The sequence below is a fragment of the Pseudomonas helleri genome (genome assembly GCF_009600315.1).
GTDB lineage: Bacteria > Pseudomonadota > Gammaproteobacteria > Pseudomonadales > Pseudomonadaceae > Aquipseudomonas > Aquipseudomonas helleri_A.
The window spans coordinates 1-23,962 of the sequence record NZ_WIWC01000048.1 but is presented as its reverse complement, the minus strand read 5'-3'; the positions used below and the strand labels follow the sequence as shown (position 1 = coordinate 23,962).

Sequence of the window (23,962 nt, the reverse complement as noted above, 5' to 3'; positions counted from 1 at the left end):
GAAGTTCGATTTTTCGGGCCTGCCGACGAATGAGTAAAAATAGTCTGTTATCAGGGGTTTACAAGCTCAAACATCCGGGTATACTCGTCGCCCATAACGCCGGTATAGCTCAGTTGGTAGAGCAACTGACTTGTAATCAGTAGGTCCCGAGTTCGACTCTTGGTGCCGGCACCATACAAAGCTTCATAGACAGCTTGCACAGTCTTTGAAGCTCCCGAAAAACCCGCCTTCTGGCGGGTTTTTTCGTTTCAGTGCCTGACACGGACAAAGGCGGTCAATTGATTGGCTGCCCAGATGAATCATCTTAAGGAGTTTGGGAACAATGTTTGAGGACGCGGGAACCTGGTGGTCTGTTGTTAAAAAAACAGGGAGCAGCCTGCTAGGCGCTATGTGTGGCGCAGTGTTGACGTATTTCCTTGTTTGGGAAAACAGAGATTTCCTTGTGCTGTCTGTAGCGATTTTGTTTGCCCTCGCCTTACTGCTTGTCGGATACACGGCTTATCTCTTCAAAAAACCAGCTGACCGAACTGCCAGCGCCGACTTTTTTCGGTATTGCGTAAGAGATGCATTAAAAACACTCTTCAATACCATTCTGTTTGCCACTGCCACGTTTAAGTTGGGCCTTTGTATTTATGCGTATAAAAGTACAGCGGACGATAGCTTTTACCAGACCTTAGACGAAGCCATCCAAAGGCAGATCAGTTTCTACAACCCTCTGGAACAAGGTTTATGGACGGTTTTATTCGCCTCGGTTATCTACCTGCTGTTCAACTCGATCGTTAACTACATAACCGCCGACAGCGAAAAGAAAGCCAAAGAGCTCAAGAGCGGTAGCGCGAAATAACACGTCGACCCGGGCGCTCAGGCACTGTCGCTCAATGCTGGGATTGGGCGTGCAGTGTTCTCACCAGACTGACCCGCACGGTCGTGCCGGGTGCGCTCACAAACGCTACTTGGCCCGCCGCGTTCTGCACAATTTGACGCACGATCGCCAACCCCAATCCTGTGCCCTCGGTCGTTTGCTGACCTTTGCGAAAGCGCAGAAACATTGCTTCACGTTCTCCTTCCGGAATACCGGCCCCCTCATCGCTCACCTCCAGTTGCAGTGAATCGCCCACCCTGCACAGGGTCACTCGAACCGCACCCCTGCCGTGAACCAACGCGTTGTCCAACAGGTTGATCAGGGCTTCGCGCAACTGATCCGGGTTACCAAGGCACATGCAGCTTTGTGCAATTTCCACGCTAAGCGCCCGACCACGCGCCTCAAACAAAGGCAACAATGCGGCACTGACTTCTCGCGCCAGGCGTGAAAGATGGGTGACTTGCAGAGGAGCGTGACCTTGAGCAGCCTCGCCCTCCTGACGCGCCAGCTCCAGTAATTGGGTGACCAATCGACGCATGTGGCGCATTTCGCTATCCAGTGCAGGCCAATCCAGCAGACCGGTGCGCCGTCCCGCTTGCAAGCGCAAGTCCAACACGGTCAAGGGGGTGCGCAATTCGTGGGCAGCATCGGCCACAAACCGGCGTTCGGCGGTGTAGGCGGCAGCCAGGCGATCCAGTGCAGTATTGGCAGCAAACGCCAAAGGCTGAATTTCGCTGGGCAAATCCTGTAGCACAATGCGCTGTTCAGGATCAGCAGGACCGATACTGCGCGCCAATTTCGCGGCCGCTCTCACCGGGCGCAAGGTCCAGTGCAGCAGCACGAAAATCAAGCCGAGCGACAACAGACCAATCGGCACCATGAGTAGCAGGCTGTGACGCAAGCGGGCAGCCAGCAACTTGCTGATGATTTCACGCTCCAGATCGTCGCGCTTGGCGACCATCAACGTCGCCCCGTCGGGCAATCGCACCGGCACGCTAACCACCCGCCCGCTATAAGCACTCCAGCGAAACCAGCCCCTGTCATCGTCAGGTTGCTTGAGTCGACGAGGACGTGTCAGGTTTTCCGACATCCATACCAAGCGGCCATCAGCCGAATACAGGGAATACGACAACTCCCCCCCTGCGTATTCACGGGGCAGTCGGGCCGGGTCGCTGTGCGCAGCAAAGTCATCGGCAATGACTTGTGCTTCGAGGGTCATCACTGCCCGGCGCAGTTCGTCACGGGTGCCGTACAGGTAAATGGCCAGGTTGCCGAAACCCAGAGCAAAGACCAGCAGCATGGCGGTCAGCAAACGCCAACGCAGGCTGCGCTTGATCATCAAGGGGTGGTGCCGAGCAGTCGATAGCCCAAGCCACGCACTGTGTCGATACGGCTATTGGCTCCGGCACTGGCGAGTTTTCGCCGTAGCCGTGAAACCAGCGCCTCGATGGCGTTCAAGGTGACCGGCTCATTGAACGCATACAAACGCTCTTCAAGCCTTTCTTTGATGACGATGCGAGGTGTGATGCGCAAGAGCTCCTCCAGCAGCATGGCTTCACGCCGCGCCAGCGCAACCGGATCGCTCTGGCCCTCGACAGACATCAGCCGGGTTTCAGGCTCAAGCATCAGGTTGCCGCAGCGCAAACGGGTATTCATCCGGCTGCCGGGGCGGCGCAATACGGCACGCAGCCGGGCTTCAAGCTCAAGCATGTCGAAGGGCTTGAGGATGTAGTCGTCAGCTCCCGTATTCAACCCGTCCACGCGGCTTTGCACGGCATCACGGGCGGTAAGGATGATGCAGGGCAAATCGGCATTGACGGTATGACGGCGTTTTTCCAGCAATACCATGCCGTCCATATCAGGTAGGCCAAGGTCGAGAATCATGGCGTCGTAACTGACCACCTCCAGCAGTGCTTGAGCTTCGCGACCGCACTCGGCGCCGTCCACGGCAAATCCGGCCTGCAACAGGTGTTCGACCAGCAAGCTGCGAAGTGCCGGGTGATCTTCAACTACCAGCACTTTCATTCACGTCCATCCACACAAGGTCATCCACCGCGGTAAACCCGCAGCGGGGATAAATCATTAGAGGCTCGTCAGGTTCCGGTCAGTTTGGGCTGGCAACATCCCGCCACAAGGAACGCAATTGATACAGCTTATTATTTTGATTTGCGTAAAAGCAAGAAGCCCAGGAACGCTGTTTATGAACCGCCACCGCTGCGAAACCGTTGCTACCTCCTCTTTTCCCCGTAAGCCATTAGCCCTTTTCACGGCTCTGCTGAGTCTTGGCTTGCCATTGTCGTCACTTCACGCCAACGAAGAGGATGACACCGCTGCCACGGCAACCTCGGCTGCGGCGCCGCTGGAGGTCGGTTCGACCGTAGTCACGGCCTCGGGTTTTAGTCAGGATGTGCGTGACGCACCTGCCAGCATCTCGGTGATCACCCGCGAAGAGTTAGAGAACAAGCAGTTTCGCTCGCTGGCCGATGCGGTACGCAATGTCGAAGGGGTTAGCATCATCGGCGGCGACAAAGGCGAAATTTCCATTCGCGGTATGGAGTCCAGCCATGTGTTGATTTTGATCGACGGCCGTCGCCAAAACACCAGCCAGGTAACGCTCAAGGGCGGTACGTCCGAAGGTTTGGGCATGAACTGGATTCCGCCCGTCGAAGCCATAGACCGCATCGAAATTGTGCGCGGCCCCATGTCCACGCTGTACGGCTCTGAAGCGCTCGGCGGGGTAATCAATATCATCACCCGCAAAGTGGCCCGCGAATGGTCGGGGTCGATCTCGGCCGACCATACGTTTCAGGACAACAGCAAAGCCGGCGACAGCACGCAGCTGGATGGCTACCTCTCGGGACCTCTGGTTCAGGACCGCCTGGGATTTCAGTTGTGGGGTTACGACAAGCAACGCCGCGAAGACAAAATTCTTGACGGTTTCGCCAAGTCTGACCGGCAAAGCGCTACGGCACGGCTATGGCTGACACCCGATGATCAGCAGGAATTCATGCTTGAAGTTGGGCGCACCGAACAGGAGTTCTGGAACAATCCGGGTAAAAGTTTGGCGGCAACGGCGGCGAAGAATAACAACCAGTACACCCGCGACAACTACGTACTGGCGCACACCGGGAACTGGGACTTTGGCACCACCGAAATCAGTCTTTACCGCGAAGAGGCAACCCGCGAAAGCGATATACAAACCGGTAATCAGAACGTCACACCCGAAGTCACCAACTCGGTGTTCGAGAGCAAACTCACGCTACCGTTTGACCGCAATGTGTTTGTCGCCGGTGCGCAGTGGCGCAAGGATGAACTGGAAGCGGACGGCTACTACGCCAGCCCGGAAGGCGTCGGCATTGGAACGTCGATGACAGAAAAATCCTTGTTCGCTGAAAACGAATGGAGCGTGACGGACAGCTTTAGCCTGACCACCGGCATTCGCATGGACGATAACGAATTTTTTGGACGTCACTGGACCCCGCGATTTTACGGGGTGTGGCGCCTCAATGGCGACTGGACACTCAAAGGCGGTGTGGCCAAGGGATTCAAGTCACCGACAATTACCCAGACCAACCCCGCTATCGGCTTGCCGCAACGCGGGGGCGCATACACCTGGGGTAACCCTGACTTGAAACCCGAACAAAGTGAGAACCGTGAGATCGGTCTTTACTATGACGACGGTGAACAATTGAGCGGGAACATCACCCTGTTCGATACCGATTACGAGAACAAAATCGCCAATACCGGCACCCGCCAGTTGTATTACCCCGATGGCAGCCCGGTGCCAGCCGACCCGATCACGGGCCGTATCTACAGCACCTATTTCAACATCACCGGGGCCACCGTGCGCGGCATCGAAACAGCTGCCCGCTATCGCTTCAACGATCGTGTACAGGTGAAAGGCGAATACACCTTTCTGCACTCAAGGGTATCGAGCGGCGATGCCTCCATTTTGGGCTTCAGTTATCCCTTGGCAGAAGGCCAACCGCTGGTCGCCACCCCAAAACATTCGGGCAGTGTCACCCTTGACTGGCAAATCGTAGAGACCGTTTCAAGCTTTGCCACCGTCAGTTATCGCGGCGAAGAAACCAGTATTGCCTGGGGCCAGGGCGGCGCTGTTTCAGAAAACGAGCAGGCCATCACTACCTTGGACATGGGGGCTACGTGGCAAGCCACGCGAGACCTGTCCCTCAGTCTGGTTGGTTACAACCTGACCAATCAGGTACGCGATCTGGATGCCGATGCTGACTATTCATACGCCGAAGACGGGCGACGTTTTTGGGTCAAGGCCAACTACACGTTCTGACAATAAAACGGGCTGCGTGCCCAAGGTCATCACATGAGCGATTTACTCACTCCCTCGCCGCAAACCGCTTACCGCCTGGCCATCGCGTCGCGCACCCTACTGGCTATTTTCGGCAGTTATCTGTTCGCCGCGCTGGCGGCAGCCAGCTTGAGCCTTTTGTTGCCGGGGCCACGCGCGCAAGCCGTGCTCGGCGCCACCATGCTGGCATTTGTGCTGTATTGCGCCATGGCGATCTGGGCATTTAGCGCCGCGAGTGCCACAAGAGCCTGGCTAATTGCGCTGGCTTGCTGCGCGCTCCCTGCCCTTCATCTGCTGCTCTTAGAGGCTCTGTCATGAAGGTGTTAGGGTTTCGACAGGCCAACGCCTGGCTGCACACGTGGGCAGGCCTTCTGCTCGGTTGGCTACTGTATGCCGTGTTCCTCACCGGCACGCTGAGTTTTTTCCAGGAAGAAATCACGTTCTGGATGAAACCCGAGCTACACGCCTCTGTGCCCAACCCGCAAAGCACCGAACGCCTTGTGGCCAAGGTACAAATGCTGGCGCCCAATGCCGCACAGTGGACACTCACGTTGCCCGGCGATCGTAATGCTGCGGCTCAGGCACAGTGGTTCGACATCGGTCAGCCCATCGTGAAAAGAGGTGGCCACAGCATCGCCCTCGACGCAGGCAGCGCAGAGCCTGTCACCCCACGCCAAACCCGGGGTGGCAGTTTTCTTTACCGCTTTCACTTTGAGCTGTACGGCATGCCGCGTGTGCTGGCGCGCTGGATCATCGGCATTGCCACCATGGTCATGTTGGTGGCGATTGTCAGCGGTGTGATCACCCACAAAAAGATCTTCAAAGAGTTCTTCACGTTCCGCCCGCGCAAAGGGCAACGTTCATGGCTGGATGCGCACAATGCCACCGCCGTTCTAGCTTTGCCGTTCCACCTCATGATTACGTACAGCGGTTTGTTGCTGTTGATGTTCATGTTGATGCCGTGGGCGGTTACCAGTGCTTACCGTGCAGATACGCAGGCGTTTTTTAACGAGAGCGGAGGTCGCGGCGCACGGGGTGCGCCAGCGCCAGCCGCTGGCGAGCCCAATACCCACATGCCGCACTCACCTCTCACTGATCTGGCGCCTCTGTTGGCTCACGCCGAGCAACGCTGGCCACGGGGTGTCGGCAGTATCAGCGTCTCACGGCCGGGCCAGCCGAATGCCGTAATCGAGTTGCGTGAACGCGGTGGTGACAGTTTGATTGATCGGGGCAGCAGCGAACGGCTGCGGTTTGACGGGGTCAATGGCGCGCTGTTGAGCAGCCCTCCCACTCCGGCAATCAGCACAACCAATGCCCTCTATAACGTCTTTTCCAGTCTGCACCTGATCCGCTTTGCCGGGGCGCCGCTGCGCTGGCTGTTCTTCATCAGTGGAGTTATCGGCACAGCCATGATTGTCACCGGACTTGTGCTGTGGGTCGTCAAGCGCCTGCCGGAGCGACACAAACGAGGAAGCACGCCCATAGGTCACCGGGTGGTTGAGGTGTTGAATGTCGGGACGGTGGCGGGCCTGCTGGTCGCCACAGCCGCCTATTTCTGGGCTAACCGCTTGCTCCCTGTGGGCATCACCCAACGCAGCGACTGGGAAATCCGCAGTTTCTTTATCGTCTGGTTGGTGTGCCTGATTCACCCGCTGCTGCGCACCCACAAACGCGCCTGGCTCGAACAATTGGTCATCGCTGCGGGACTGTTCGCCGCCCTGCCGTTGTTCAGTATCAGCCTTGAGCACAGTCACTTGCTCAGCAGCTTGAAACAGGGGCAGTGGTTGCTGGCCGGGATGGACCTGACCTTGCTGACCAGTGCGGCACTGCTTGCGTTCACGGCCTGGAAACTCAGCCGGTATCAGCCCCAGCCCCGCCTACAACGCCAGCCGCGCCATACCGGCGTCAGCCAAGAGAGCGCCGCATGATGTGGTTATGCATAGCGTTATGTTTCAGCGGTTTCAGTGCGCTCAGCCTGAGTACAGAGCGTCATTACGGACAAGTATTTGCGCATAAAGATACGGGGTATCGACGCTGGACGTTACGCTGCGCGGGTTGGTTGTTGCTGGGTGTGGCGAGCGCACCCGCTGTTATCGCGCTGGGACTTTCTGTCGGAATGGCTGCGTGGCTGGCCGTACTCACGTGCTCCTCTGGGGTGTTGGTGCTGCTGCTGACCTATCAGCCACGCCTGATCATCCCGTTGAGCATGGCCGGGCCTGCGTTGGCGCTGTCGGCCTTTTGGTTGTAGGGCAAAAAAAAACGCCCCGTGAGGGGCGTTTTTTAGATGTCCAGCCTGTCTATCAGGCCGGTGGCATCAGAAGATGCTGATCGGGTAATCAACATACACACGCACTTCGTTGCCGCCGACGTTGTAGGCGCTGGCGTTGTTGGATACACGCAACCACGAACCCCGCAGACGCACGCTCAGGTCTTTGACCGGGCCGCTTTGCACAACGTATTTCGCCTGGTTGAAGATCTCACGCTCGGTACCACGACCACGGCCTGTGCCGTCGTCGATGTTGGTGCCGCGCACGTAGGCGATGTTGTAGGTCAGACCCGGAATACCCACGGAGCCGAAGTCGAAGCCATAACCCAGCTGCCACGAACGCTCGTCTTTGGCGTTGAAGTCAGACCAGTAGGAGTTGGCCAGCAGAATGGTGTTGCCGCCGTCGCCCACGCCTTCCGCATTGCGGTAGCCGCCATACGGGTAGCCAATTTCACCAGTGCTGCTCTGGAACGCCAGTGTCACGGTGTGCGCGTCAAAGGCGTAGGTGCTCGCCAGGCTCCAGATCTTGTTGTCCTGGCCGTCAAGCTTCAGCACATCACGAGCATAGTCTTCGTTGAGGTGCGTACGGTAGCCGTTGAAGTCAAACGTCAGCGACTGTTTGTCTGGCAGCGCAAGCACGTAGGTCATGCCCAGGTATTGTTTGCGCAGTTCATCTTTCATCTCGGAGCCGTACAACGACGCCGTGAAGTTGTCGGTGAACTTGTAGCTACCACCGAATACGTCGATACGTTTCAGGTCGCCACTGTCTCGGCCTTCGGCACTTTTACGCGACTCGGCAGTGAAACGGCCGACATTCAGCTCAAGACCGTCGATCTCTTTGGAGGTCAACAGGGTGCCGGTGTAACTTTCCGGCATCAGACGCGAATTGTCGTACATCAATACCGGCAGAGCTGGCATTTGATCACCGTACTTGAGCACGGTGTTGGATACGCGCACTTTGACCGCAGCGCCCGCTTTGGCAATGTCGCGTGCGGCTTTACCGCTGTCGCCTTGCTTGAAGAAGTCGATACCACCCGCGCCGCTGTTACCGCGGCCGCCGTCCAGACGCAGTGCGTAGATACCAAACGCATCGACACCCACGCCCACGGTGCCTTGAGTAAAGCCCGAGGTGAATGTGCCCAGGAAGCCTTGGCCCCATTCGGCTTTGTCTTGTTTGTGATGTTTGTAGTCACGGCTGATGTAGGCGTTACGCACCAATACATTAAGGTGGCTGTCTTCTACAAAACCTTGTGCTTCAGCTTGATCGTTAGCCATGGCTTGGGTAGCACTCAGTACGCCCAACGCGATAAGGCCTATCCGCTTGTTCAACATATTATTTTCCTTATTTCTGAATAGAGCGCGCTGTGGATTTCAAGCTGAAACATTGAGTGGTGGTTGCTTCACATAAACAAAAAAGACCTGCACGAAGACTCGGTACAGGCCTTTCGAAAAGTTGGTGTATGGCTGTATGCCACAGGCGTTGGCGCGAATCCTATCCGTCGTGAAGGCGAGGTGTCAATTTCGTGAAAAAATTGTTAATTGGCAGGAGATTGTTTCACTTTGCTGCAGATGGCAGAAAGTGTGGCGGATGATAAGACGTGGGCATTACCTGTAGTCGCTGACGAAGGCTGCGTCCGACCGCGAAGCGGTCGCAAACTGACACACATCGGTGTGTCAGGCGGCTTCGCCACCTATCGCAGCCTTCGTTCCTCGTCAGCGACTACACATGGTGCGTCGCCGATTATGCCTTGTGCGGCGCGGGTTGTTGCTGAGTCAGGCAGTGGATGTTTCCGCCGCCCAGCAGCAACTCGCGGCCCGGCACCATGACCACTTCATGTTGCGGGAAGAGGTTTTGCAAAATGACTTTGGCTTGCGCATCCATCGGGTCGTTAAAACTCGGGGCGATAATGCCGCCATTCACGATCAGGAAATTCACGTAAGAACCGGCCAAACGCTCGGACGGGTTGCGATCCTGACTGCCCGCCACTTTATCAACGCCATCGCACTCTTCCTGAGTCGCGTGGATCGGACCCGGAATCGGCATTTTGTGCACCACAAACGGCCGACCTTTGGCATCGGTACTGGTCAGTAATACGTTCATCGCCGCGTGGCAACGCACGTAATTAGGATCGCGTTCGTCGTCCGTCCAGGCCAACAACACCTCACCCGGCGCTACGTAACAGCAGAAGTTATCCACATGGCCGTCGGTTTCATCGTTGAACAGACCGTCCGGCAACCAGATGATTTTATCCACAGCCAGATTAGCGCGCAGAACGTCTTCAATTTCCTCGCGCGACAAGTGCGGGTTACGGTTGCGGTTCATCAAGCATTCAGCGGTGGTGATCAGCGTGCCTTCACCGTCAACGTGGATGGAGCCGCCTTCGAGCACAAAACCCTCAGTGTAATAACGCGGGCACCGTTCAATTTCCAGCACCTTGCTGCCCACTTGCTGGTCGCGGTTCCACGGGAAATACAACCCGCCGTCAAAGCCGCCCCATGCGTTGAAGTCCCAATTAACACCCCGCACTTCACCCTTGTCGTTGATCACAAAGGTTGGGCCGCTGTCGCGTACCCAGGCATCATCGCTGGACATCTCGACCACCCGAATATTCGGCATATCCAGTTGTGCCCTGGCATTTTCGTACTGGCCAGCCGACACACCGACAGTCACCGGTTCAAAGCGCGCAATGGCCTTGGCGACAGCCACATGCGCAGCCTGTGCAGGTTTGCCGCCCAAACGCCAGTTGTCCGGACGCTCTGGCCAGATCATCCAGGTTTGGGTCTGCGGTGCCCATTCTGCAGGCATGTGAAAACCGTCAGCGCGGGGTGAACTGTGCAAAGTAGTCATCGAAATCGGGGCTCCTGAAGGATGCCAAAGGGAAAATTCACAGGCGACATTTCTGAAATGTGGACGCAAGCCTGGCCTGCATCAACTATAGGCCTCTTTATAGTCGATAAATATCTGCAATAAAATGGAATAGACACTAGAACCATGAAAATATCCTGAATATTACCGATATAAATCCATTTCAAATAAACCTGTCACGCTTGAGCAGTTAAAGACGCCGGTATTCAGACATCTTGTGCTTGCGCCGCATCCGGCCTGCCCACAAGCTATGCGCCTCACGTTTGCAGTCCACCAGGGAATAAGGAATATCCACATGCGTATTTTAGTCACCGGCGGCGCCGGTTTTATTGGCTCAGCACTGATTCGTCATCTGATCCAGAACACTGCGCACGAAGTGCTCAACCTCGATAAGTTGACCTACGCCGGTAACCTTGAATCGCTGCAAAGTATTGCCCACGACACCCGCTACGAGTTCGTCCAGGCTGACATCGTCGATCAGAACGCTATCAGTGCCGTGATCGAGCGCTTCCAGCCCCAAGCCATCATGCACCTTGCGGCCGAGTCTCACGTTGATCGCTCTATCGATGGCCCGTCGGATTTTATCCAGACCAACATTGTGGGCACCTACAGTCTGCTGGAAGCCACTCGTGCGTATTGGCTGACACTGCCTGAACCCGCCAAAAGCGCGTTCCGCTTCCACCATATTTCCACTGACGAAGTGTATGGCGATCTCCACGGCGTCGATGATCTGTTCACCGAAACGACCCCATACGCCCCCAGCTCTCCGTATTCGGCCAGCAAAGCCGCCTCCGACCATCTGGTACGCGCCTGGAACCGCACGTACGGCTTGCCGGTGTTGCTGACCAACTGCTCGAACAATTACGGCCCTTTCCACTTCCCGGAAAAACTTATCCCGCTGGTTATTCTCAACGCCCTGGCGGGCAAACCGCTGCCGGTGTATGGCAATGGCCTGCAAGTACGTGACTGGCTGTTTGTTGAAGACCACGCCCGTGCGCTGTTGAAAGTGGTGACTGAAGGGGTGGTCGGCGAGACTTACAACATTGGCGGCCACAACGAACAAACCAACATTGATGTGGTTCGCGGCATTTGCACGCTGCTCGAAGAACTGGCGCCAGCTCGCCCTGAAGGCGTCGCGCAGTTTGCTGACCTGATTACCTTCGTCAAAGACCGTCCGGGCCATGACCAGCGCTACGCCATCGACGCCAGCAAGATCGAGCGCGAGTTGGGTTGGGTGCCCGAAGAAACATTCGAAACCGGCCTGCGCAAAACCGTGCAGTGGTACCTGGACAACCTTGAATGGTGCCAGCACGTTCAAGATGGCAGCTATCAAGGCCAGCGTCTGGGGTTCACCGAGCCCAAGGATCTGCTGGCATGAACCACGCCGCCAAGCCTCTGAAAATCCTCATCAGCGGCAAAACCGGTCAAGTCGCCCTCGAGCTGCAAAAGCAGCTTGCAGGGCTTGGCGAACTGATTGTGTTGGGTCGCGACGAGCTTGATCTGACTCAGCCCGAGCAAATCCGCCAGCAGGTTCGAGCCCACACACCCGACTTGATCATCAACGCGGCGGCGCATACCGCGGTGGACAAAGCTGAAAGCGAGCCTGAACTGGCCTTTGCTATCAACGCCACGGCGCCCGGCGTCTTCGCTGAAGAAGCGGCGGCACTGGGCATTCCGTTGATTCACTACTCCACCGACTATGTGTTCGATGGCACTAAACCCGCCCCTTACACCGAAGACGATACCCCTCACCCATTGGGTGTTTACGGCCAAAGCAAGCTCGCGGGTGAGCGCGCCATTGCCGCCACAGGCGCCCAGCATCTGATTTTGCGCACCAGCTGGGTGTACTCTGCCCACGGCAAAAACTTCTTGCTGACCATGCAGCGTTTGCTGCAAGAACGGCCTGAACTGGGCGTGGTGGCCGACCAGATCGGCGCGCCGACTTGGGCGGGAACCATTGCCCGGAGCACCCGCGCGCTGATTGAACGCTGGCAATCAGGTCAAGCCGGAGCCTGGGGGGTTTACCACCTCACGGCACAAGGCGAGACCTCATGGTTCGGCTTTACTCAAGCCATCGCCGAGCCGCTGATCGCTGCGGGCAAACCCTGCGCAACGCTCAAACCGATCCCGGCCAGCGCTTACCCGACGCCGGCCGCCCGCCCTCAAAATTCGCGTCTGGATTGCAGCCGACTGGATCGTGAATGGGGTGTAACCCAGCCCGATTGGCACGCTGCCCTGGGCGAGTGTGTCGCCGAGCAACGCTGACCTGTGATGAGTTCGCATTAAGGCTGGGTATACTGCGCCGTACTCTTGCGGCGCATGTATCAATGATCACGACTCCCTCAGTTCCTCACAGACCCCGATGGCGTAGCCTCGCCTTGCTGGCGCTGTGCCTGGCTCCCCTGCTGTGGCCCCTTCAGCACTTGGCCGAGCGCTATTACCGCAGTGAGCTGGCCGGGCAAAACCGCCAGACCCTCGACCTGTACGTCGCTAACCTGTTGGGTTCGCTGCATCGTTACGAGGTGCTGCCGCAGATTCTCGGTGAGTTGCCTGATCTGCGCGCCGTACTCGCCGACCCGGAAAACCCGCAGGTCCAGGCCAAGGCCAATGAGTTGCTCAAAGACATCAGCACCCAGACCGGTGCCGTGGTCATGTACCTGATCGACTCCCATGGCGATACATTGGCCGCCTCCAACTGGGATAAAAGCGACAGCTTTATCGGGCGCAATTTCGCGTTTCGTCCCTACTTCAGCGAAGCGATGCAAGGCAAGCTGGGGCGATTCTTCGGGCTGGGCACAACCTCGGGCAAGCGGGGTTATTACTTTGCCGCACCGATACTCGACGACGACAAGAACATCGGCGTTCTGGTGGTCAAGGTCGACCTGGATCACACCGAACAATTGTGGGGCAACACACCCGAGCAATTGCTGACGACAGACAATAATGGCGTTGTGATCCTGACTTCACGCCCGGAGTGGCGTTTCCGAGCCACCCGCGAACTCAGCCCGCAAGAGCGTCAGGATATTTTTGCCATCCTGCCCTACCCGACCCGCGACCCGCAGCCACTCAAGCTCGACTGGAATGCCTGGTTGGTGCAAACCCAGGAAATCGACGAAACCGGCTGGCGCGTGAATATTCTTACCCCACGCACACTGATCGACCGTCCGGTGCGTACTGTGATGGCGATTGGCGCGGCCACTTTGTTGGTGATCGTATTGCTCATCGGTTTGATGATGCAGCGCCGACGGCATTATCTGGACCGCATCGCTTTCGAGGGCAAGGCTCGTCGCGAACTGGAAATGCGTGTGGCCGAACGCACCAGCGACCTCGAAGGGCTTAACCAGCGGCTGCGCAAAGAGGTGCTGGAGCGCGAACAGACGCAGCAGGAACTTGTGCGCGCCCAGGACGATCTGGTGCAGTCGGGCAAGCTGTCAGCGCTCGGCACCATGTCGGCCAGCATCAGCCACGAACTCAATCAACCGTTAGCGGCCATCCGCAGTTACGCTGAAAACGCCGAAGTATTGCTCGACCACCAGCGACTGGACGACGCTCGCGGCAACCTCAAACTGATCAACGAATTGACCGGGCGCATGTCATCGATCATTGCCCATCTGCGCGCCTTCGCCCGGCGTGATCGACATGCGCCCGAAAGTGTTGCTTTGCAACCGGCGCTGGACGATGCGCTGGCCTTGCTGGCCAAGCGACGACGCAGCATGGAGGTGGAGCTGATTCGCGACCTGCCTGCGGCCACCCTGTGGGTCGAGGCGGGTGAAACTCGCCTGCGCCAAGTCTTGGGCAATTTGTTGGCCAATGCACTGGATGCCCTGACAGAAAAAGGCCCGCCGCGCCGTTTGTGGTTGAGTGCCCAAGCCACCGAGCAGGGCGTCACCGTGTACATTCGCGATAACGGCCCGGGGTTTTGCATGGAAGCCTTGGGTCGCGCCGGTGAGCCGTTCTACACCACCAAAACCCGAACGCAGGGTTTGGGGTTGGGACTGGCCATTTGCGACACGCTGATCCGTGCATTTGGGGGTGAACTCCTGTTCGCCAACCACAAGGAAGGCGGTGCCTTAATTACCTTGCGTCTGCGCGCTGGAGCGCCGGGCGTGAGTTTGCAAGCCAGTGAGGACTCCAGATCATGAGCCAACCCATTGATCCGCACGTACAGGTCATCCTGATCGACGATGACCCGCATCTGCGTCAGGCCCTGCATCAAACATTGGACCTCGCCGGGCTCAAGGTCTTGCCTCTGGCGCAAGCCGCTGGCCTTGCCGACCGTGTGGGCCGTGATTGGCCGGGCGTAGTGGTCAGCGATATTCGTATGCCGGGTATGGACGGCCTTGAGCTTCTGGCCCAGCTGCATGCTCAAGACCCGGACCTGCCGGTGCTGCTGATCACCGGCCACGGCGATGTGCCGCTGGCGGTACAAGCCATGCGTTCGGGCGCCTACGATTTTCTGGAAAAGCCCTTTGCCAGCGACGCGTTGCTCGACAGCGTTCGCCGCGCACTGGCCCTGCGGGCGCTGGTGCTGGACAACCGCAGCCTGCGCTTGGCCTTGAGTGATCGCCAGTCACTGAGCACCCGACTGGTGGGACTTTCACCGGCCATGCTGCGCCTGCGTGAACAAATTGGGGCGCTGGCAGCGACCAAAGCCGACGTGCTGATTTTGGGCGAAACCGGTTCAGGCAAGGAAGTGGTCGCCAGAGCGTTGCATGACCTGTCGAGCAGGCGCAATGGACCTTTTGTAGCGATCAACGCGGGTGCGCTGGCCGAGTCGGTGGTTGAAAGCGAACTGTTCGGCCATGAGCCGGGCGCGTTCACCGGCGCGCAAAAGCGTCGTATCGGCAAATTCGAGTTTGCCAATGGCGGCACCTTGTTCCTCGATGAAATAGAAAGCATGAGCCTGGATGTTCAGGTCAAACTGCTGCGCATGCTGCAATAGCGGGTGGTTGAGCGTTTGGGTGGCAATCAGCTGATTGCGCTGGATATTCGCGTGATTGCGGCCACCAAGGAAGACCTGCGTCAGGCGGCCGACCAAGGGCGGTTCCGCGCCGACTTGTATTACCGTCTCAATGTTGCACCGCTGCGCATTGCTCCCCTGCGTGAGCGCGGTGAAGACGTGCTGATGCTGTTCCAGTATTTTGCCGACGAGGCCAGCGTGCGCCATGGCTTGACGCCCAACGTGCTGCAACCGGCGCAACGCGCACTGTTGCTGCGCCACAACTGGCCGGGCAATGTGCGTGAACTTCAAAACGTTGCAGAGCGCTTTGCACTTGGCCTGGAGTTGGCGCTCGATGATGGCGCCCACGAGGGCAAACTCACGGTTGGCGATGAGGTGGGCGGCGGCCTGAGTGATCAGGTTGAACACTATGAAAAAAGTTTGATCGCTGCCGAGCTTGAGCGCTCCCACAGCTCCCTGCGAAGCCTGGCTGAAGCTTTGGGCGTGCCGCGTAAAACCTTGCACGACAAACTGCGCAAACATGGCCTGCACTTCGAAAGCGGCAGCCATTCCAACCCTGATGAGTTCGATTGAGAGGCCCTGGCATGATTCGCGACAGTGGTTATCTGGAGTCAGTGCTCCACCACGACATTCCACTCACTCAAGACATGGGGCTCAAGGTGTTGAGTTGGCAGGCGCACCAACTACGCCTGCACTTGCCGTTACCGGCCAATATCAACCATAAAAGCACCATGTTTGGTGGCAGCTTGTATTGCGGTGCGGTGCTTGCGGGATGGGGCTGGTTGCATTTGAGTTTGCTTGAGGCAGGGATTGAAGACGGGCACATCGTGATTCAGGAAGGGCACATTACTTACCCGCTGCCCGTGACCGAGGACGCGATTGTGCTGTGTGATGCGCCCGATGAAGCGGCGTGGAATAAATTTTTAGCCATGTACAAGCGCCATGGCCGAGCGCGATTGACGCTGGAGACGCGGGTGATCAATGCCCACGGTGGTGAGGATGCAGTACGGTTTAGCGGGCAGTATGTGTTGCATCGTTAAGCGCTACCCTCACCCTAGCCCTCTCCCAGAGGGAGAGGGAACTTGATCGGAGGCGTTGCGCAAAACTGCTTTTGCTTTTAGTCCCCTCTCCCTCCGGGAGAGGGTTAGGGTGAGGGGCTCTTGATCTTCGCCAAATCCAGCAAAGCCTTGCGCCACGGCGCCTGCGCCGGCAACGCCAAAAAGCTCTCGTTGAGCAACGATTCGCGCGCCGGGTAACTGAACGGCTCTCCATCGAGTTGCAGCACAACCCCGCCCGCACCTTCCAACACCCCTTGCGCCGCCGCCGTGTCCCACTGCGAAGTCGGTGCCAGACGCGGATAACAATCGGCTGCTCCTTCAGCCAATAAACAAAACTTCAACGAGCTGCCCACACTGACCAACGTCAACTCGCCCAACTGTTCACTCAATCCAGCCAACAATCGCTCTTGCGCAGGACTGGAATGCCGACGGCTGGCCACCACCGTCAACGCCTCACCCGCAGGCGGCGAGTGACGCACGCTAATAGGCACAATGACATCGCCATCGGCACGCCAAGCCCCCAAGCCCGCACCACCGTAGTAGCAACGACCGCTGGTCGGCATGGACACCACACCAAACACGACGCGCCCATGCTCGATCAGCGCAACATTCACGGTGAATTCTTCACTGCCCGCGATAAATTCCTTGGTGCCGTCCAGGGGGTCAACCAACCACCAGCGCGTCCAGCCTGCACGAATGCTCTGCGCGATATTGGCGTCCTCCTCAGACAACACCGGAATGCTCGGGTCCAAGGCCGTCAAACCGTCCAGCAACACATGGTGTGCCGCCACATCAGCCGCAGTGACGGGTGAATCATCCGCTTTGGCGGTCACCGCAACATCCGCACGCCAGAACGGCAGAATGGCGTCCCCTGCGGCATGGGCCAGTTTGATGACGCCTTCCAGCAACGGGTGCGGCCACTCACTCACGGTTGAAACTCCCCGCGCTGGGTCAGCACATCTCGCGCCAGATACAACGCTGCCAATGCACGGCCTTCGCTGAATTGCGGATTGAGTACCAGATTTGACAGCTCACGCAGGTTGACTCGATCAACGCGCATCGGCTCGGGCTCGTCGCCCTCCAGCCGCTCCTCGTAGAGGTCAGTGGCCAACACCACCTGAATTTTTTGACTCATGTAACCGGGAGACAGCGACAGTTCAGTCAAATGCTCCAGCTGACGCGCGCCGTAGCCCGCCTCTTCTTTCAGTTCACGTTCGGCAGCGGCCAGCACGTCTTCGCCCGGCTCAATCAGGCCTTTAGGCAAGGAAATTTCGTACTCGTCGGTACCGCCGCAATACTCTTCAACCAGAATCGCGTGTTCGGCGTCGACCATCGCCACAATCATGACCGCGCCATAACCGTTGCCGCGCCCCACCAACCGCTCATACGTGCGTTCAACGCCATTGGAAAAGCGCAATTGCACTTCTTCGACCCGAAACAATCGGCTACTGGCAACAATTTCGCGGGCAAGTACGGTGGGTTTTTGGCGCATAGCGGCTCCTCAATATGAACGGGTTACTATACCCCGGCTTTTCCGATTGTCTGTGTCGGATGTTTTTCAATTGCGGGAGAAGTTTTACATGACAGCCTTACCTTGGGGCGACATTGATACCGTATTGCTCGATATGGACGGCACGTTGCTCGACCTGCACTACGACAATCATTTCTGGATGGAACATTTGCCCCAGCGCTATGCCGACCTGCATGGCATCAGCCGGGCGATGGCCGATCTGGAGCTGACACCGCTGTTTGAGCGCAATGCCGGTCTGCTGAAGTGGTATTGCCTGGATTTCTGGAGCACCGAACTGAAAATCCCGGTTCGCGAACTCAAGCTCGAAACAGCGCACCTGATTGCGTTGCGCCCCGATGCCGACACGTTTCTTGGCGCCATCAAACGCGCCGGCAAACGCGTGATCATGATCACCAATGCGCACCGCGATTCGCTTTCATTGAAATTGGAGCGCATTGAGCTGGCGCCTTACTTCGAACGCCTGATCAGTTCGCACGATTACGGTTTCCCCAAGGAAAGCCCGGCATTTTGGGATGCCCTGCAGGCCGATATCGGTTTTGATCCAGCCCGCAGCCTGTTTATCGACGACACCCTGCCGATCCTGCGCAGTGCCCGTGCGTATGGTGTGGCTCACTTGCTGGCGGTCAAGCAGCCAGACAGCAACAAGGGCCCGAAAGACACCGAGGAATTTGCTGCGCTGGGAGATTATCGGGAGTTGCTGGAAGGCTTGTGAACCAATCCACGTAGCAGCTGCCGCAGGCTGCGTCCGAGGGCGGAGCCGTCGTAAAACATTAATGTGCGATCCGTCGGTAGAACCGCGCATTCAAGGTTTACGATCGCTTCGCAATCGGACGCAGCCTTCGGCAGCTGCTACAAATACAGAGGTTTACTCAGGAATACGTAGGGTCTGGCCCGGGTAGATTTTGTTCGGGTCAGAAAGCATGGGCTTATTGGCTTCGAAGATTTTCATGTACTTAGAACCATCCCCGTACTCAACTTTGGCGATCGCGCTCAGCGTGTCTCCAGCTTTAACCACCACAAAGCGTGCCGCGGTAACTGCTGGTCCGGTGACGGTGATCTGATCATCCACCGTCGCCACACCGGAAATATTGCCGAGTGCCAGCAGGATTTTTTCTTTCTCCTCCTGAGTGGCGACCTCACCTTTGACCGTCACTTTGTCGCCATCCACCTCAGTGGTGATATTGGGATTGCCCAACCCTACTTTTGCCACGTGCTCTTTCAGTTGATCGCTCGCATGGGCGTTGCCCGGTGTCAGCAAATCGATCACTTTTTCACCAGCTTCTTTGATAAAGCTAAAAATACTCATGAATCACGCTCCTAGGGTTGAGATATCCAGATACATAAGCGTAGACCATCATTGGCAGAGTACGTTTCAGGGTCGGCACGTTAGAATCGGGCGGTGAATCACCCGTGGAGCGACGATGGACATTAAACAGCTGAAATTTCTGATTGCCCTCGACGAGACCCGGCATTTCGGTCAAGCCGCCGCGCGTTGCCACATCACCCAACCCACGCTGTCCATGCGCCTGCGCAGCCTTGAGCAGGAACTCGATCTGCAACTGGTCAATCGCGGCCAGCGCTTCGAAAGCTTTACCGCGCCCGGCGAACGCATCCTCGCCTGGGCCAGGACGGTGCTGGCAGCCTACGACGGCCTGCAGGCCGAAGCCGCTGCCTGTCGTGGCCATCTGATCGGTACGCTGCGCATGGGTGTGGTGCCTTTATCAAGTTTTGATCCGCTGCCTTTATTGCATCGCCTGCATCAGGAGCATCCCGAGCTGCGCTTTGAGCTGTCGGCGCTCAGCTCCGAACACATACTGGAGCAACTCGCCAGCAACGGGCTGGACGTGGGCGTGTCTTACCTCGACCGTCTTGATCACGAACGCTTTGATTTTCTGGCACTGGGTGAAACCCGCATGGGACTGCTTTACGACCAACGGCATTTCAGCTTTGGTGAGCAGCCCTTGAGCTGGGAAGCGCTGATTGAATTGCCACTGGGCTTGCTCAGCGGTGGCATGCATTTTCGTCAGTCCATTGATCATAACTTCCACAGTCGAGGCCTGACGCCCAAGCCCTTGATCGAAACCGATGCCGTCCATCAATTGCTTCAAGCCGTTCACGGCGGGCTCTGCTGTGCGGTAATGCCGCTGGAGGGCGGCCTTGAAGCACTGACCGATGACTTGCGGCTGCACCCCATTGCAGAGGCTAAAACGGTGGCTCAACTGGGCTTGATCATGCGCCGGGAAGCACCCCGCTCTGCCCTTGCAGAAGCCTGCTTTGCGCTCTACCAAAAATCACTCAGCCCCAACTGATCGACGCCATCTATCGCTAGATCAATGCTAGCGATTAGACGCGACCTTGTGTCGCGCCTAGGCTTAGTACTGACCCAAATGTCGGTATTGCCTTATGAACGCCAAGCGCCCGGTGTGCGCGGCGCCCGCCTCAATGTCGGCCGCGCCCGCTGCCAGCCAGACCTATCACTACACCTCGATGGACCACAACAGCGGTGGCGAAACCGCCTTGGCCGAAGAAGTGGCTCTGGCAATTGCCTATAACGGCATAAGCCAAGCCGTGATGCTGGTCACGCCCACCGACCTTGAAGACTTTATCGTCGGTTTCAGTTTGGGCAGCGGCATCATTCATGACGCCAGCGAAATCTACGACCTCAAACTGACCGGCAACGGTTCGGCTCAATATGCGCAGGTCGAAATCGCCAGCCGTGCCTTCTGGAACCTCAAACAGCAACGTCGGCAATTAGCGGGCACCAGCGGTTGTGGCCTGTGTGGGGTTGAAGCGGTTGAACAGGCCCTGCCTGATCTCAAGGTGCTGGCGGGCGCAGCATTGCCTCCCGCGCAGTGGCTTGATGGCTTACGCCAGCGCATCAGCGACTTCCAGCCTTTGGGGCAACACTGCGGCGCCGTACATGCCGCCGTGTTTATGGACGGACAGGGCGAACTGTTGATGGGCCGCGAAGACATTGGCCGACATAACGCCCTGGATAAATTGATCGGCGCACTGGTGCGCCAGCGTATTGATCTGACTGGCGGTGCCGCCATTGTCACCAGCCGGTGCAGCCTTGAGCTGATTCAAAAAGTGCTGCGTGCGGGCATTCAAACCCTGATCAGCCTGTCGTCGCCCACCGGGCTGGCGTTGCAATGGGCCCGCCGGCACAACCTCAACCTTATTCATCTGCCACAAAAAAGCGCGCCTCGGGTGTACAGCCCGGCGCAGGAGAATCAACCGTGAGCACGCATCATCAAGCCGATAAAACCCCGACTCCACGCTATAAGCCCTACAAAGGCCCGGCAGGCGGCTGGGGCGCGCTGATCAGTGTGGCGCAAGCGTGGTTGACCAGTGATAACGCGCTGAAAAACCTGCGCATGATGCTCAAGACCAACCAGAACGGCGGTTTCGACTGCCCCGGCTGTGCATGGGGTGATTCGCCTGAAAGCGGCCTGGTGAAGTTCTGCGAAAACGGCGCCAAAGCGGTGAACTGGGAAGCGACCAAACGCCGGGTGGATGCCGCGTTCTTCGCCAAATACAGCGTCAGCGCATTGCTGGAGCAAAGCGACTACTGGCTGGAATATCAAGGTCGCTTGACTGAGCCAATGCGCTATGACGCCGACAGCGACCGCTATGTGCCCATCAGTTGGGAAGCTGCATTCGCGTTGATCGCCCGGCATTTGTTGAACCTCTCCAGCCCTGACGAAGCCGAGTTCTATACCTCGGGGCGAGCCAGCAACGAAGCGGCTTATCTGTACCAATTATTTGTACGGGCATTTGGCAGCAACAACTTTCCGGACTGTTCAAACATGTGCCACGAGGCCAGCGGCGTGGCACTGGCGCAAAGTATTGGCGTGGGCAAAGGCACCGTGACCTTTGACGATTTTGAGCACGCGGATGCGATTTTCGTACTGGGGCAAAATCCCGGCACCAACCATCCACGTATGCTGGAGCCCCTGCGCGAAGCCGTTCAGCGCGGCGCTCAGGTGGTGTGCGTAAATCCGCTCAAAGAGCGCGGCCTGGAGCGTTTTCAGCACCCGCAACACCCCCTCGAAATGCTCACCAACGGCGACCGCCCCACCAACACTGCTTACCTGCGCCCGGCGCTGGGTGGCGACATGGCATTGCTGCGCGGCATGGCCAAGTTTCTGCTGCAATGGGAGCGCGACGCGCAAGCAGCCGGCGAGCCGGCAGTGTTTGATCACGCCTTTTTGAATGAGCACACGGCCGGTGTTCTGGATTACATCGCCAGCCTTGATGACACACCGTGGGATCACATCATCGAACAGTCAGGCCTGTCACTGGTCGACATCGAGCGTGCCGCCCGGATGTACCTCAAAGGCAAAAACGTGATCATGTGCTGGGCGATGGGTATCACCCAACACCGGCATTCGGTGCAAACCATTCAGGAAATTGCCAACCTGATGCTCCTGCGCGGCAATATCGGCCGCCCCGGCGCGGGTCTGTGCCCGGTACGCGGCCACAGTAACGTGCAGGGCGACCGCACCATGGGCATCAACGAGCGTCCGCCTGCAGCGTTTCTTGATGCGCTGGAGCGTCGCTTCCAGTTCAAAGTACCGCGTGAAAACGGCCACAATGTGGTTGAAGCCATTCACGCCATGCTTGAAGGGCGCGCCAAAGTGTTTATCGCGCTGGGCGGCAACTTTGCTCAAGCCACGCCGGACAGCCCACGTACCGCTGAGGCGCTGCGCAATTGCGATCTGACGGTGCAGATCAGCACCAAACTCAACCGCAGCCATTTGATGCACGGCAAAGAAGCCTTGATTCTGCCGTGCCTGGGCCGCACCGATATCGACCTTCAGGCCGAAGGCCCGCAAGCGGTGACGGTCGAAGACTCATTCAGCATGGTGCATGCCTCCAACGGGCAATTGCAGCCGTTGTCGAACCAGATGCGCTCGGAGCCCGCCATCGTTGCGGGCATTGCAGCCGCTACGCTGGGCACACACCCCATTGACTGGAACTGGGTTGTGGCCGACTACAGCCGCATTCGCGACCTGATTGCTGACACCATTCCCGGCTTTAAAGATTTCAACGAGCGCATTAAGCACCCCGGCGGTTTCTACCTCGGTAACTCGGCAGGCGCACGGCAGTGGAACACGCCGAGTAAGCGCGCCAACTTCCGGGCCAATCAATTACCCCGTGACCTGGTCGATGCCCGCGCCCGCGCCAATGGCCGTCTGCCCGATTTGATTTTGCAATCGATGCGCTCACACGATCAGTACAACACCACCATTTATGGCCTCGATGACCGCTATCGCGGCGTCAAGGGACAACGTGACGTGCTGTTCGTAAACGAAGCCGACATCATCCGTCTGGGCTTCAAGCCGGGACAGAAGGTCGACATCGTTTCGATCTGGAATGACGAGCGTGAGCGTCGGGTTAAAAACTTCACATTGCTGGCCTTCGATATTCCGGCAGGACAGGCGGCCGCTTACTACCCAGAGGTCAACCCGTTGGTGCCGCTTGAAAGCACTGGGGATGGCAGCCACACCCCGACCTCCAAGTTCGTGGCCATCTGTCTGGAGCCCGCGACAGCGTCGAACATGATTGTGGCCAAAGCCGGTTAAACGCAGGCTTCGATGGGCGACCCAGCCGCCCCTCACGGTCAAACTGCACCCACAAAAAAGGCCGTTTCCTCACGAAAACGGCCTCATCGAACTAGCTAACAGACCGTCCAAAACCTGATAAGTTCCCCAATAAAAACAATAAGTTAGGTAATTGTGTACAACTCGTGTTACTGGTCGGATTTCGATTGTAACCAACCCTTTTGGGCCTCAGGATCGCGTCGTCATCCATTTGAGACTCACCTATGAAGCTCACCTCTATTCTCTTGTTGTCCCTTGGCCTGGTCAGTGGCATTGCCTCGGCCGGTGGCACCACCGAAGCCGGTGTAGGCGGCGCATTAGGCGGGGTTCTTGGCGCCGTAGTTGGACAACAGCTCGGCGGCTCGACCGGCTCTGCCATTGGTGCAGGCGTCGGCGGCGCCGCCGGCAGCGCAGTAGGCGCTGACAAACGCAGCCGTGGCGAAGCCGCCATTGGTGGCGCACTCGGGGCCGCAGGCGGCAACGTTCTGG

General features: G+C 57.8%; 21 protein-coding genes, 1 tRNA gene and 1 pseudogene. 16 read left to right on the top strand and 7 right to left on the bottom strand.

Going from position 1 to position 23,962, the window contains the following annotated elements:
• Window positions 1–98 precede the first annotated feature (98 nt).
• Together GHN86_RS20615 and GHN86_RS20610 are read left to right on the top strand one after the other, a co-directional pair.
• Window positions 99–174: transfer RNA gene (locus GHN86_RS20615), tRNA-Thr, on the top strand.
• A 148-nt stretch (window positions 175–322) separates the two neighbouring features.
• A complete protein-coding gene (locus tag GHN86_RS20610) occupies window positions 323–844 on the top strand; it encodes a hypothetical protein (RefSeq protein WP_153378164.1) in 522 nt (173 codons plus the stop codon).
• Window positions 845–875: 31 nt separating this feature from the next.
• Here GHN86_RS20610 and GHN86_RS20605 read toward each other — a convergent pair whose 3' ends face one another.
• Window positions 876–2,201 (bottom strand): sensor histidine kinase, encoded by a 1,326-nt coding sequence (locus tag GHN86_RS20605; RefSeq protein ID WP_153378194.1) that lies wholly within the window; start codon window positions 2,199–2,201, stop codon window positions 876–878.
• Entirely contained in the window at window positions 2,201–2,887 is a 687-nt protein-coding gene (locus GHN86_RS20600; protein WP_153378165.1) for a response regulator transcription factor, read from the bottom strand. Before GHN86_RS20600 ends, GHN86_RS20605 begins: the two co-directional genes overlap by 1 nt.
• A gap of 175 nt (window positions 2,888–3,062) precedes the next feature.
• Here GHN86_RS20600 and GHN86_RS20595 point away from each other — a divergent pair, with 175 nt between their 5' ends.
• The 4 genes from GHN86_RS20595 to GHN86_RS20580 are packed head-to-tail and all read left to right on the top strand — an operon-like array spanning window position 3,063 to window position 7,434.
• Window positions 3,063–5,168 carry a TonB-dependent receptor domain-containing protein gene (locus tag GHN86_RS20595; RefSeq protein ID WP_153378166.1) on the top strand — a complete coding sequence of 702 codons (2,106 nt, stop codon included), beginning with the start codon at window positions 3,063–3,065 and terminating at the stop codon, window positions 5,166–5,168.
• Window positions 5,169–5,201: 33 nt separating this feature from the next.
• Entirely contained in the window at window positions 5,202–5,504 is a 303-nt protein-coding gene (locus GHN86_RS20590; protein WP_153378167.1) for a hypothetical protein, read from the top strand.
• Window positions 5,501–7,114 (top strand): PepSY-associated TM helix domain-containing protein, encoded by a 1,614-nt coding sequence (locus GHN86_RS20585; RefSeq protein WP_153387223.1) that lies wholly within the window; start codon window positions 5,501–5,503, stop codon window positions 7,112–7,114. The genes GHN86_RS20590 and GHN86_RS20585 overlap by 4 nt, the downstream gene beginning before the upstream one ends.
• Entirely contained in the window at window positions 7,111–7,434 is a 324-nt protein-coding gene (locus tag GHN86_RS20580) for a DUF3325 domain-containing protein (protein ID WP_153378168.1), read from the top strand. The genes GHN86_RS20585 and GHN86_RS20580 overlap by 4 nt, the downstream gene beginning before the upstream one ends.
• 66 nt (window positions 7,435–7,500) lie before the next feature.
• On the opposite strand, the gene GHN86_RS20575 is transcribed toward GHN86_RS20580, so the two are convergent.
• On the bottom strand, window positions 7,501–8,784 hold the full coding sequence (locus GHN86_RS20575; protein WP_153378169.1) for an OprD family porin: 1,284 nt from the start codon (window positions 8,782–8,784) through the stop codon (window positions 7,501–7,503).
• A 409-nt stretch (window positions 8,785–9,193) separates the two neighbouring features.
• Complete coding sequence (aguA, locus tag GHN86_RS20570) at window positions 9,194–10,300, bottom strand: agmatine deiminase (RefSeq protein WP_153378170.1); 1,107 nt, start codon at window positions 10,298–10,300, stop codon at window positions 9,194–9,196.
• A 313-nt stretch (window positions 10,301–10,613) separates the two neighbouring features.
• On the opposite strand from aguA, the gene rfbB reads away from it, so the two are divergent.
• The 5 genes and pseudogenes from rfbB (at window position 10,614) to GHN86_RS20545 (ending at window position 16,318) form a co-directional block, all read left to right on the top strand.
• Window positions 10,614–11,696 (top strand): dTDP-glucose 4,6-dehydratase, encoded by a 1,083-nt coding sequence (gene rfbB, locus GHN86_RS20565; RefSeq protein WP_153378171.1) that lies wholly within the window; start codon window positions 10,614–10,616, stop codon window positions 11,694–11,696.
• Complete coding sequence (rfbD, locus tag GHN86_RS20560) at window positions 11,693–12,583, top strand: dTDP-4-dehydrorhamnose reductase (RefSeq protein WP_153378172.1); 891 nt, start codon at window positions 11,693–11,695, stop codon at window positions 12,581–12,583. The genes rfbB and rfbD overlap by 4 nt, the downstream gene beginning before the upstream one ends.
• A 62-nt stretch (window positions 12,584–12,645) precedes the next feature.
• On the top strand, window positions 12,646–14,460 hold the full coding sequence (locus GHN86_RS20555) for a sensor histidine kinase (RefSeq protein WP_153387221.1): 1,815 nt from the start codon (window positions 12,646–12,648) through the stop codon (window positions 14,458–14,460).
• Window positions 14,457–15,851, top strand: a pseudogene (locus GHN86_RS20550) (sigma-54-dependent transcriptional regulator). The gene GHN86_RS20555 and the pseudogene GHN86_RS20550 overlap by 4 nt, the downstream one beginning before the upstream one ends.
• 11 nt (window positions 15,852–15,862) lie before the next feature.
• Entirely contained in the window at window positions 15,863–16,318 is a 456-nt protein-coding gene (locus tag GHN86_RS20545; RefSeq protein WP_153378175.1) for a thioesterase domain-containing protein, read from the top strand.
• Window positions 16,319–16,422: 104 nt separating this feature from the next.
• On the opposite strand, the gene cysQ is transcribed toward GHN86_RS20545, so the two are convergent.
• Together cysQ and nudE are read right to left on the bottom strand one after the other, a co-directional pair.
• Entirely contained in the window at window positions 16,423–17,265 is an 843-nt protein-coding gene (cysQ, locus tag GHN86_RS20540; RefSeq protein WP_323369234.1) for a 3'(2'),5'-bisphosphate nucleotidase CysQ, read from the bottom strand.
• Window positions 17,262–17,828 (bottom strand): ADP compounds hydrolase NudE, encoded by a 567-nt coding sequence (gene nudE / locus GHN86_RS20535; protein ID WP_153378176.1) that lies wholly within the window; start codon window positions 17,826–17,828, stop codon window positions 17,262–17,264. Before nudE ends, cysQ begins: the two co-directional genes overlap by 4 nt.
• An 88-nt stretch (window positions 17,829–17,916) precedes the next feature.
• On the opposite strand from nudE, the gene yrfG reads away from it, so the two are divergent.
• A complete protein-coding gene (gene yrfG, locus GHN86_RS20530) occupies window positions 17,917–18,579 on the top strand; it encodes a GMP/IMP nucleotidase (RefSeq protein WP_153387219.1) in 663 nt (220 codons plus the stop codon).
• 153 nt (window positions 18,580–18,732) lie between these two features.
• On the opposite strand, the gene lysM is transcribed toward yrfG, so the two are convergent.
• Entirely contained in the window at window positions 18,733–19,173 is a 441-nt protein-coding gene (lysM, locus tag GHN86_RS20525; RefSeq protein WP_153378178.1) for a peptidoglycan-binding protein LysM, read from the bottom strand.
• 115 nt (window positions 19,174–19,288) lie between these two features.
• Between lysM and GHN86_RS20520 the strand changes: the two genes are divergently transcribed.
• From GHN86_RS20520 to GHN86_RS20505, 4 genes are all read left to right on the top strand, one after another.
• Window positions 19,289–20,176: a LysR family transcriptional regulator gene (locus GHN86_RS20520; protein WP_153378179.1), complete on the top strand. Its 888-nt coding sequence runs from the start codon at window positions 19,289–19,291 to the stop codon at window positions 20,174–20,176.
• A gap of 94 nt (window positions 20,177–20,270) precedes the next feature.
• Window positions 20,271–21,110, top strand: coding sequence for a formate dehydrogenase accessory sulfurtransferase FdhD (gene fdhD / locus GHN86_RS20515; protein WP_153378180.1), 840 nt, complete (start codon window positions 20,271–20,273; stop codon window positions 21,108–21,110).
• Window positions 21,107–23,455, top strand: a complete 2,349-nt coding sequence (locus GHN86_RS20510; RefSeq protein WP_323369235.1) for an FdhF/YdeP family oxidoreductase — start codon at window positions 21,107–21,109, stop codon at window positions 23,453–23,455. Before fdhD ends, GHN86_RS20510 begins: the two co-directional genes overlap by 4 nt.
• 242 nt (window positions 23,456–23,697) lie before the next feature.
• The coding region (locus GHN86_RS20505) for a glycine zipper 2TM domain-containing protein (protein ID WP_194286560.1) at window positions 23,698–23,962 on the top strand (265 nt) is incomplete at its 3' end.